This window comes from Flavobacterium aquariorum (assembly GCF_003254745.1).
In the GTDB taxonomy this organism is placed as follows: domain Bacteria; phylum Bacteroidota; class Bacteroidia; order Flavobacteriales; family Flavobacteriaceae; genus Flavobacterium; species Flavobacterium aquariorum.
Map to the genome: position 1 here is coordinate 504,493 of NZ_QKXH01000001.1, position 10,874 is coordinate 515,366.

8 protein-coding genes are annotated in these 10,874 nt (G+C 36.1%); 5 read left to right on the top strand and 3 right to left on the bottom strand.

Going from position 1 to position 10,874, the window contains the following annotated elements:
• Window positions 1-144 precede the first annotated feature (144 nt).
• Window positions 145-921, top strand: coding sequence for a pyrroline-5-carboxylate reductase (proC, locus tag DOS84_RS02235; RefSeq protein ID WP_111408470.1), 777 nt, complete (start codon window positions 145-147; stop codon window positions 919-921).
• Between the two features lie 165 nt (window positions 922-1,086).
• Here the strand turns inward: proC and DOS84_RS02240 are convergent, their stop codons facing one another.
• The 3 genes from DOS84_RS02240 to DOS84_RS02250 are packed head-to-tail and all read right to left on the bottom strand — an operon-like array spanning window position 1,087 to window position 3,169.
• Window positions 1,087-1,596 (bottom strand): acyl-CoA thioesterase, encoded by a 510-nt coding sequence (locus DOS84_RS02240; RefSeq protein WP_111408471.1) that lies wholly within the window; start codon window positions 1,594-1,596, stop codon window positions 1,087-1,089.
• Between the two features lie 46 nt (window positions 1,597-1,642).
• A complete protein-coding gene (locus tag DOS84_RS02245) occupies window positions 1,643-2,026 on the bottom strand; it encodes a DoxX family protein (RefSeq protein ID WP_111408472.1) in 384 nt (127 codons plus the stop codon).
• 6 nt (window positions 2,027-2,032) lie between these two features.
• Window positions 2,033-3,169: a DNA polymerase III subunit gene (locus DOS84_RS02250; RefSeq protein WP_111408473.1), complete on the bottom strand. Its 1,137-nt coding sequence runs from the start codon at window positions 3,167-3,169 to the stop codon at window positions 2,033-2,035.
• 399 nt (window positions 3,170-3,568) lie between these two features.
• On the opposite strand from DOS84_RS02250, the gene DOS84_RS02255 reads away from it, so the two are divergent.
• From DOS84_RS02255 to DOS84_RS02270, 4 genes are all read left to right on the top strand, one after another.
• On the top strand, window positions 3,569-4,015 hold the full coding sequence (locus DOS84_RS02255) for a hypothetical protein (RefSeq protein WP_111408474.1): 447 nt from the start codon (window positions 3,569-3,571) through the stop codon (window positions 4,013-4,015).
• 122 nt (window positions 4,016-4,137) lie between these two features.
• The gene (locus DOS84_RS02260) at window positions 4,138-5,424 is read left to right on the top strand and encodes a hypothetical protein (protein ID WP_111408475.1); all 1,287 of its coding nucleotides are present in this window, start codon (window positions 4,138-4,140) and stop codon (window positions 5,422-5,424) included.
• Window positions 5,425-5,533: 109 nt separating this feature from the next.
• Window positions 5,534-7,132, top strand: a complete 1,599-nt coding sequence (locus DOS84_RS02265; protein WP_111408476.1) for a T9SS type B sorting domain-containing protein — start codon at window positions 5,534-5,536, stop codon at window positions 7,130-7,132.
• Between the two features lies 1 nt (window position 7,133).
• Window positions 7,134-10,577, top strand: coding sequence for a PorP/SprF family type IX secretion system membrane protein (locus DOS84_RS02270; RefSeq protein ID WP_111408477.1), 3,444 nt, complete (start codon window positions 7,134-7,136; stop codon window positions 10,575-10,577).
• Window positions 10,578-10,874 lie beyond the last annotated feature (297 nt).

Below are 10,874 nucleotides of genomic sequence, written 5' to 3' on the forward strand. Positions count from 1 at the left end.
TATTAAAAAATAATAAATTCGGGATTTTTCGTGTTCTTTGTTACCTAATATTTTCTACCCCATTTGAGGCAGAATTTTAAGTTATTATTGAATATCTTTTTGGTATTCTAAATGCCATTAATCAAAGAATAAAAACAAACCGAAATGAAAGTACACATCATAGGCGGCGGAAACCTTGGGGCTTCTATCGCAATAGGAATAGCAAAATTTACTACAAATAATCAGGTAACAGTAACCAGACGCAATCTTGCACCTATTTCACATTTAAAAGAATTAGGTATCCAAATCACTACAGATAATACAAGCAATATTCAGGAAGCAGATGTTGTTATTCTGACCATAAAACCGTATCAAGTAGATACTGTTTTGGCTGAGATATTGCCTGCTATTTCAAACAAAGTAATTGCTTCAGCAGTAAGCGGATTATCGATTGAAAATTTACAAAATAAAATAGGAGGCGACCATAGTGCAATTCGTATTATGCCTAATATCGCTGCTCAATTTGGTGCGTCTGCCACTTGCATCGCTTTTCATGAAAAAAACAAAGAGAAAGCTCAAGCAACGGTTGCTCTTTTTCAAGCATTGGGCACTGCTCCTATAATTGATGAAAAATTAATGGATGCTGCAACTGTTCTTGCCGCGAGTGGAACGGCTTTTGCCTTGCGTTATATTCGTGCATCGATGCAGGCGGGAATCGAGATAGGTTTTGACTGGCAAACTGCTTTAGCCATTTCGGCACAAACCGTAAAAGGGGCAGCCGAAATGCTACTTGAAGAAAAAGGACATCCAGAGCAATTGATCGACCGTGTAACTACGCCACAAGGTTGTACGATTGCAGGGTTAAACGAAATGGAATTACACGGTTTTAGTTCCTCTTTAATCAAAGGAATCAAAACCTCACTAAAACAAATTAAGGGATAAAAATCACTTGGGCGTGCCATCATAAAAAAAAGGGACCAACTCATCTTGCTGGTGAGTCGGCCCCTTTTTTTTATGATGTCAGGCTGTCCGCGTTACTTCGGTAACTTGCTTCCATCCTTCACGCGATGCACAACATCATAACGGGTTATAAGGTATTTTTGTCTTTTATGTAAATAAAGCTTTTAATTCTGTGGCGTCATGAGGATTCATTTTGCCGGCCAATACCAAGCTCAATTGTTTTCTTCTCAAAGCGGCATCATAACGTAGTTTTTCCAATTCAGTTTCGGGTTCAAGTAGGGGAACTTCTACAGGTCTTCCAGTGTCATCTACGGCCACAAATGTGTAAATCGCCTCGTTAGCCTTAGTCCTGTTTCCAGATTGGCGGTCTTCTACCCAAACGTCCAGATAAATTTCCATCGAACTTTTAAAAGCTCTAGATACTTTGGCCTCAATAATGACAACGCTACCCAATGGGATGGATTTGTTAAAAGCCACATGATTTACAGATGCTGTCACACCAATACGACGTGAATGTCTTCCGGCTGCGATACTTGCAGCACGATCCATCCTTGCCAATAATTCTCCCCCAAATAAGTTATTCAGAGGGTTGGTTTCACTCGGTAAAACCAAATCTGTTAATATCGTCAAGGATTCTGATGGATGTTTAGGTGTCATGCTTTATATATGAATATTAGTTTTAATTTAATTTGAAGTTGATTCTTTAGTTAAGCCAGTAAACAGCCATTACTGATGGAATGAAATATAATACGATGGTTCTGGCTCCGTCATAATCTTTGGCTAAACGTTGTCCAAAAAGCAACATGATGAGAGTGATGCAAGAAAAAATAGCGCCATATAAACCGTAGATTCTTCCACTATTTACTGCGATTTCTATTGCACCTACAACGCATAAAATACCGGAAATTAATTCTAGTATCAAAACATTTACTAAAGCCAATGGTACTTGATTACGTAAAGGGGTTTCTGCAAAATGTTCTTTAAGCCAATCGATATTGTCTTTCCAATTGAATAGTTTATCCTGTGAAGACTGTAAAAAAGTGATAGCTAAAAAAACTAAGATTAAAATAGATGCAATATTATTCATGGGGTTTTATTTTTTATGAATTAAACGAGTAAGTTTTATGGATAAATCTGTTAAAATTATTTTGGCATTACCATTGCGTTCTATATGATACATCGCATCCGATAACTCTTTAAATATTTCAGTAATGTTATTCCCGTTTACAAAAGGCGCAAAGTTTTCAAGTTTGAATTTCTCGACTTTGGGTTCAATGTAAACCAGTGTTTTTGCTTCGTAATTCAGCAACAACGCTTGGCGGAACATTTCGATACAGAACTGCAGGAATTTTTTTTGTGTTTCTCTTCCCAAAGCAGCAATCTGCTCACTCCATTCAATTAAATCTTGTATTGCTGCTGCATTTCCTTTGGCTTTAAACGCAGCCCGCACCCAGGTAACAAACCATTGTTCAAAAGGCAACGCCGTGTGGTCATCATATAATAGATGCAAGGCTCTGTTATAGTTCCCTTGAGATTGTCGAGCAATTTTCAGAGCTTCTTTAAGTTCTATCTGTTCTCTTTTAATAAGTCCATCAGTAATATCTTGTTCACTCAAACTACTAAAATGAGTAATTTGACAACGTGAACGAATGGTTTGAATGATATCTTCTTCATTTTCAGAGATGAGAATGAAAACTGTTTTTTCTGGTGGTTCTTCAAGTAATTTGAGTAGTTTATTCGAAGCGGCAATGTTCATTTTATCTGCCATCCAAATAATCATTATTTTGTATCCGCCCTCGTAAGATTTTAAGGAAAGAGATTTTAAAATTTCCTGAGCATCATCCACACGAATTTCCCCCTGTTTGTTCTGAACCCCTAATTTGGCATACCAATCAAATAATCCCCCATAAGGATTTTCTAAAACAAACTGTCTCCAGTCTACAATAAAATCAATACTTTTTGGTTTTACTTTTACCTCTTCGGTAGTAACTGTCGGATAGATAAAATGTAAATCGGGATGTGATAATTTTTGAAATTTAAGGCTGCAGGATTCGTTTAGACCTTCGTTACTATTACATAAGATATGATGAGTGTATGAAATTGCCATAGCTAAGGTTCCGCTGCCTTCGGGGCCAATGAATAATTGAGCATGCGGTATTCTGCCTAAATTAGCACTTTGAATTAAGTGATTTTTAATATGCCCTTGCCCTAAAATTTTCGAAAATTCCATGGAGCAAAGATAGGAGAAAATGATAGTTTCAAAAATTTTCTATTAGAAAGTTTCTTTTTCGCAGAGTTTTTGTTATATAATTCAAATTAAGAATTCATGTAATTTTCTTTTTCTTTTCAACCTAGGAGTGTTAATAACTTCTGTATTATTTTTCGCTATTTTCTTTTATGAAGTTTAGTACTACAAATATATAAAAGTAAAAACTGATATAAATTAATGAATTTCAAATAACTGTTATTTTTTTAAATGAAGTTTATGCCGATAAAATGTCGATTTTACTCGGTGTAAAGCAGTTTTAACGCCCTATTTGTAATTAAAAATATCTGTAATTTTTTTTGCAGCACTTGCAAATTCAATTTAATTGTATATTTTTGTTTTATTAATTAATAAATCCAAGATATGAAAGGGAAAATTATATTTTTCAGTATTGTTATGTTAGCATTAACGTCTAAAGGCTTCGCACAAGCAAAACCAAATATGCCAAAAAGTATAGTTAGCACAAGTGCTTCACTACGTACTTATTATGATGATAAGACACTTAGGGCTATGTCTAAAGGGGAATTGGTGGAATTGTACATTGAGCGAATGAAAGTAATTGTGAAAACATTGCCACATATTGCTTTGGCTACTAAACCAGGGGTAACTATGACAGATTTAGGTATTCCAGACGATGCCGATAATAGAAAAGCATTGGATTTAGAAACTGAAGCAACACAAACTTACATAGAAATTACTGTTAATTTCTTAAGAAAAATGCTTCCTTACGCGGATAAAAATCAACTTGTTACTATGGTTTTGTTCTATGAGCAAACTTTGAAATCACTTCATGAAGTTGAGCAACAATAAGAAATAATGTTTTTAGAATAAGATGTTATAATCTTAAGCTAAGTTTGATCTTTTACTCTAAATGAGATAATAAACTCTTGACCTACAGAGATTACGAATAATAATTTAATACCCCCAAACCTATGAAAAATATATTTATTATATGGGTTTTCCTTGCAACTGTTTGCAATATAAATGCACAACAAGAGAAAGGGATAATTGGATCAAGCAATTGGTTGAATAACTGGACTGAATTTAAACCTGGTAAAGCTGATTACGGCGAAGCTACTCAGATTTTGGCTGGTAATATTAGTGAGAACACCAAACTAGTAAAAAAGGATGTGTACATTATTCAAGGTAATGTATACGTGACTAATAATGCAGTTCTTAGTATTGAACCTGGTACTGTTATTATTGGAGACGGTGAATCAAAAGGTACTTTGGTTATTACTAAAGGTGCTCAAATAATTGCAGAAGGTTTAGAGACGGATCCTATTGTTTTTACATCTAATAAATCTTTAAAAAAAGCTGGTGATTGGGGAGGTATTGTTATTCTTGGTGATGCTCCGATTAATAAGTTTGGAAATTATTCTTCTGTAAATTTTGATTTAGACCCAAGTTTAACTACTTATGGAGGTTCAAATGCTGCAAGTTCTTCAGGTGTTTTGAAGTATGTGCGAATTGAATATGCCGGTAAAAAGGTAAGAGGTTCTTCAGAGAGTTTTAATGCTCTTTTGCTTGGAGGAATTGGAAATAAAACAATCTTAGAAAATATTATGGTAAGTTATGCCGCTGGTGACTCATTTGAAGTTCTAGGTGGTGAGCCCGTAATGACTAAAATGGTTTCATATAAATCTAACGGAATAGATTTTAAATTTACTTTAGGAGCTCAGGCTAAAATTGATAATTCATTAGCGGTTAGGTCTTCTTATTTGACAAGTAGTGCTGGATCCCGTTGTTTGGATGTTTCATCATACACTAAAAAAGAAGAGGTAGACTTTACAAAAAAACAAACTTTGGTTACTGCTACAAACTTAACTCTTGCAAATGATAGTGATAATATCGATCAGGATATCAAAGCGGGTTTGGTAAAAGAAGGTGTTTATGTGGCTGAAAACTGTTCATTGGTTTTAACAAAAAGTGTGATTTCTGGATTTAGCCCAGCAGTTGTATTTGATAATAAAATTGAAATCAACGACAAAAATCTTAAGAAAATCAGAATTGAAGATATGTACTTGAATTTCTGTAATGGCAATATCTTTACTGAAGGCTCTACTGAGAATGAAGATTTGGAGAGCTATTATGGCAATAGCGCATTCTTTATCTTATATTCTAAGACTTCGAACTTAGAAACCTTTAATGATTTTGCAAATCCTAGAAGACCAGACTTTAGGTTGGCACTTTCAAAATTTACAGCAGCTACTAAATAAAAATTTATAATTGTTTTAAAATTAATAAAATGAAAGTTGGACCTAGTATTAAGAAGGTTTAGCTTTCATTTTATTAATTTAAAATAGTTTTACATTCAGTTTAATAAGAATGACCTTAACCTATCATTTGGTTGAGAGTAAAATGATGATTTGCGAATTGCATATGCCCCCTATGAATAGCAATAAATATCAACATATGAAAAGCAAACCTACTACCTTTTTTTCTTCCGGCGCATTTATGTTTTTTTGGATGCTTTTGGTACTTCCTTCAGCCCTATCTTTGTTTGCCCAAACAACAATTTTACCTCAAAAACTGGGTTATCCTAGAATTTGTGCCAATATACCGAATGTTGATTATCCAAATGGGTATAATAGATATGAAGTTCCCTTTAAAGTAACTGGGTTTTCTGCAACAGAAAATTTTATAGTCTTACTTTCGAGTGATAACTTTGTGACTATCATTAAACCTAACATTATAACTAACGATTCAAGTGTTCCTGCTGATACTCCTACTGATAAAACACTTACTTTTGAAGTTCCGGCAGATTTAATGGGTTCGGATACTTATAAATTAAGGGTGGAAAGTGCATCGGGTATAAGAAGTGTTGATTTTAAAGCAAGTGATTTACAATCTTCTTTTCCTATTCATTTTTTGTCTTATTCTGGACCATTTTATATCAATAATCAGAGTAACTCGGTTAGTTTTTGTATAGGAGGAAGTGTTACCCTCGCTATAGACAATACTACCCCGTCTGTTCCTAAAACATCTCCGTTACAATATCCTCAATTGAAGTATAAATGGTATAAAGATGGGAATGTTATTCCTAATGAATCTAATAGTACATTGTCTGTTAATCAGACAGGGGATTATTATGTTGAAGTTGACTACGGTCCTTGCACAGATTTTAACACACATTCGCAGATAGTTAAAGTATCTGGGGCTTCGGGATCTGGTGCGGTAATTACTTCTAGTTCTGGAAATCCTTTTTGTGCAAGTTTGGGTCAAACTACATTAACAGTTAATGGCGGAAATTCGTATGTTTGGAGAAAAGATAATGCTATTATTGATGGAGCCACGTCTCAAACGTATCAAACAAATTTGTCTGGAGTTTATACTTGTGATGTCGATTTTGGGGGATGTAAGTCAACAGGAACACTAGATTTAAAGGTTTTAAAAACCAATAGTACTATTTCTGGGGTTGATGTTGATAAAGTTAATAATATTGTGGAAGGAGAAACGCTCAATGCTGCGATAACCTCTGATGCTGCATCTCCGACTTATCAATGGTTTTTAAATGATGTAGCAATCTCAGGTGCCGACAAATCTTCTCTAGACATTACAGCTGAAGGGAAATATAAAGGAGTTGTTACCCAGACGACTGGTTGTATTATTGCTGATGAATTTCCTTTCGAAGTTTCTTTTAAAGTAAATCTAAATGTTCCAAAAATTTCTAATATTGTCACTCCAAATGGTGATGGTGTTAATGACACTTGGATTATTCCTGATCAGTATATAAGTGGAACAAATACACATATTGTGATTTTAAGTTCTTTGGGCGAAATTGTTTATCAAACAGATAATTATGACAATTATAATGGCTGGCCACAAACAGCTATAGAGTTCAATAATTTCAATCCCGTTTATTATTATATAATTACTCCAACTGGCGGATCTGCCAAAAAGGGTTCGATAACTCTTCTGAAATAATATGAAAAAAATTTTACTAAGCGTTTTCTTTTTTTGCTGCTCAATCCAAGTTTTCTATGCTCAACAAGAAGATGGTGCTGTATCATATGTAATTCCTCCTGGAAACTCTTTGAAATTTAATTCTTTTGTTATTAATCCAACATTTAGTTTTGTTCGGCAGCAAAGTGCCTACATAACTTTGTTTAACAAAACGCAATGGGCTGGTTTTGAAAATGCTCCGAAAACATACTTATTAAGTTATTCAGGACGTTTTAGAGAAAATGAGGGTGTGGCGTTAGGTGTTTTTCAACAAACTCAAGGCGTACTTTCAACTACTGGTTTGGTTGCCAATTTTGCTCATAATATTTTGTTGCAGGAAGACAGTAATTTGACTTTTGGGATGAATCTGAGTGCTTATAAAAGTGGTGTAAATAGTGGAAAAGTTGTTTCAAATTATCCTGATCCATCATTAGAAAACATACCGTCAAATACAATATTGACTATTAATCCAGGCATCAATTACGGAACCGCTTTTTTTGATTTTGGATTGGCTTTTAATAATTTAGTTACCTATAATTTTAATTCTGGAATTTTAAAAGACGACCCTAACAAGGGAATCGAAGGTCATGTGATGTATACTGGTTTTATTGATTCTTATGGTTTTTTTGATAAAAGCAAATTCTCAGGTTTAATTAAAACTGAAGTACATAAAGAAAAAACTACTTTTTCTGGATCTGCTATGTTCACAATTCCCAAAGGAATATGGGTGCAAGGCGGTTATCATTCCGTTTTGGGAATGACCGCAGGTGTTGGTCTTAATATTACTCCTAAAATTGCTCTTGAATATTCCTATGGAATGGGATTGGGTGATATTTCTGATTTAGGTGCTTCTCATATAATTGTATTAGCTTATAAGTTTAAAAACAGCAATTTTGATTACGGTGATGATGAGGAAGAAGGAGCTTTGATTGAGCCAGCTCCAATACAAAAAGCATCGACTACAAAACCAAAAGCAGATGCAAAAACAGTTGCTGATGCCAAAGCTGCTCAGCAGCAAAAAATAGCTGAAAACAGAGCCAAATTAGCTGCTGATGCGAAAGCAAAAGCTGACGCGGTAGAAGAGGCTAAAAAAGCTAAATTAAGTGCAGATGCTAAAGCCAAAGCTGATGCTGCTGCATTAGCTTTAGCAAAAAAACAAGAACCAATTTCTAAAACTAAACTGGGAGCTGATGCTAAGGCAAAAGCCGATGCTGATGCGTCTGCAAAATTAATCGCAGATGCCAAAGCAAAAGAGGCTGCTAAACAAAAAATTGCTGCTGATACTAAAGCGAAAGCTGACGCTGATGCTGCCGCTGCGAAATTGGCTGCAGATAATAAAGCCAAAGCCGATGCTGATGCTGTCGCTATGAAACTTGCTGCCGATAATAAAGTTAAAGCCGATGCCGATGTCACTGCTGCCAAACTTGCTGCCGATGCTAAAGCAAAATCTGATGCTGCCGCCGCTAAATTGGCTGCCGATAATAAAGCGAAAGCTGACGCCGAAGCAGCTGCTGCGAAACTTGCTGCTGATGCCAAAGCAAAAGCTGATGCTGACGCTGCTGCCGCTAAATTGGCTGCCGATAATAAGGCCAAAGCTGACGCCGAAGCAGCTGCTGCGAAACTTGCTGCTGATGCAAAAGCAAGAGCCGATGCTGATGCTGCTGCTAAATTTGCTGCAGATAATAAAGCCCAAGCTGATGCCCAAGCTGCTGCCGCGAAACTTGTCGCTGATGCCAAGGCAAAAGCCGATGCTGATGCTGCTGCCGCTAAATTGGCTGCTGATAATAAAGCGAAAGCTGATGCTGATGCAGCTGCTGCAAAACTAGTTGCAGATGGTAAAGCAAAAGCCGATGCTGATGCTGCTGCCGCGAAACTTGCCGCTGATGCCAAAGCAAAAGCCGATGCAGATGCCGCCGCCGCTAAATTGGCTGCTGATAATAAGGCCAAAGCTGATGCCGAATCAGCTGCCGCGAAACTTGCCGCTGATGCCAAAGCAAAAGCCGATGCAGATGCTGCTGCTAAATTTGCTGCTGATAATAAAGCCAAAGCTGACGCCGAAGCTGCTGTCGCGAAACTTGCCGCTGATGCAAAGGCAAAAGCCGATGCAGATGCTGCTTCCGCTAAATTGGCTGCGGATAATAAAGCGAAAGCTGACGCCCAAGCAGCTGCTGCGAAACTTGCCGCTGATGCCAAAGCAAAAGCCGATGCAGATGCTGCTGCCACTAAATTGGCTGCTGATAATAAAGCCAAAGCTGACGCCGAAGCTGCTGCCGCGAAACTTGCCGCTGATGCCAAAGCAAAAGCCGATGCAGATGCTGCTGCCGCTAAATTGGCTGCGGATAATAAAGCCAAAGCTGACGCCCAAGCAGCTGCTGCGAAACTTGCCGCTGATGCCAAGGCAAAAGCCGATGCAGATGCTGCCGCCGCTAAATTGGCTGCAGAAAGTAAAGCCAAAGCTGATGCTGCTGCTGCACAGGCTGAACAAGATAAAATTGAAGCCGCCGCCGCCGCTAAACTGGCTGTTGAGGCACTTGCCAAAGCGAAAGCCGATGCTATGCCAAAAGATGAGTATGGAAAATCAATGGATAATTTGACTAAGACACTCGAAGATTCTAAACGTAAACAACAACAATTGTTAAGTCGTTTGGATGCCTCTGTGGCCAATAAGCAAAAGGCATTAAAAGAAATGAGAGAAGAGAACGATTTAAGTGATAAAGGTATTGTGAAAACTACAGTTGAATTCAAAAGTACATCTGCAGAAAATGCCGAACTGGAATCTATTAAGGCGCAAATTGCAGAGGTCAATAGAGCGCAGGCTGAATCATTGGATGAGTTTAATAGACTTTATGCTGAAAGACTTAAAAAGACTCCAAAAAATGATTTGATCAACCAAAATTATTTAAAGACTATTGAGAATTTAAAAGCAGAACAGGCAAAAGCGGAACAATCTAATGCTATCATGGCTGCCAAACTTGAACAAATTAAAGTTGAAACTGAGATAGAGAAGAAACGTAGAATTAAACGTGCCGCTTCTTTGAATGACCAAGATCGCTATACACAGGACTTGGCTACTTTGAAACGAATAAAAGAAACAACAAAAGTTAGCAGTACACCATTAAAAGCGGAAGATTTTGATTTTGGAGAAAGTCAGTCCAATATGCAGATTATTAAAAATAATAAGAATGTTGAAAGTGGTTATTATGTAATATTGGCTGTTCATACAGATGCTCAAAAACGTGATGCTTTCGTTACTAAAACAGTTGCGGCTGGACAAAAAGACGTGAATTTCTTCTATGATGCCAGCTCTAGCAAATATTTTATTTATGAAGCGATGTTTGATAATTTAGATGAAGCGACGCAGGCATTAGGAGAGAAAGGGAAGAAACCTTATAATGGAAAAATGGTTATTGTTAAAATTCAAAAATAGCGATACCGTGTTTGATTTATTTTAACATAAAATAGTTTGCAATACATTTTGATATTGTTTTAAAATGATTAATTTTAACTTTTTAAGTTATTATTTGTAATATAAATCACTAAAAAACGACAATTTAAAAAGTATTTATTATAAACAAAATTTAAAACATTCAATTTTTTAGTTTCTTTTTTGATGTAAAAAAGAGCTTTATTGCAAGATTTAAGTTAAAAAAATAGCATTTACATAAAATTTAAAATTCTTCTAATTTGTTCAAACGCCCCAAAGAATAATTTAGAGGAAGAATCA

What these genes read in the sequence shown, in the direction of transcription:
- DOS84_RS02270 (WP_111408477.1), top strand. Translation starts at nt 7,134, where the DNA reads ATGAAAAAAATTTTACTAAGCGTTTTCTTTTTTTGCTGCTCAATCCAA.
- DOS84_RS02250 (WP_111408473.1), bottom strand. Translation starts at nt 3,169, where the DNA reads ATGGAATTTTCGAAAATTTTAGGGCAAGGGCATATTAAAAATCACTTA.
- DOS84_RS02260 (WP_111408475.1), top strand. Translation starts at nt 4,138, where the DNA reads ATGAAAAATATATTTATTATATGGGTTTTCCTTGCAACTGTTTGCAAT.
- DOS84_RS02265 (WP_111408476.1), top strand. Translation starts at nt 5,534, where the DNA reads ATGACCTTAACCTATCATTTGGTTGAGAGTAAAATGATGATTTGCGAA.
- proC (WP_111408470.1), top strand. Translation starts at nt 145, where the DNA reads ATGAAAGTACACATCATAGGCGGCGGAAACCTTGGGGCTTCTATCGCA.
- DOS84_RS02255 (WP_111408474.1), top strand. Translation starts at nt 3,569, where the DNA reads ATGAAAGGGAAAATTATATTTTTCAGTATTGTTATGTTAGCATTAACG.
- DOS84_RS02240 (WP_111408471.1), bottom strand. Translation starts at nt 1,596, where the DNA reads ATGACACCTAAACATCCATCAGAATCCTTGACGATATTAACAGATTTG.
- DOS84_RS02245 (WP_111408472.1), bottom strand. Translation starts at nt 2,026, where the DNA reads ATGAATAATATTGCATCTATTTTAATCTTAGTTTTTTTAGCTATCACT.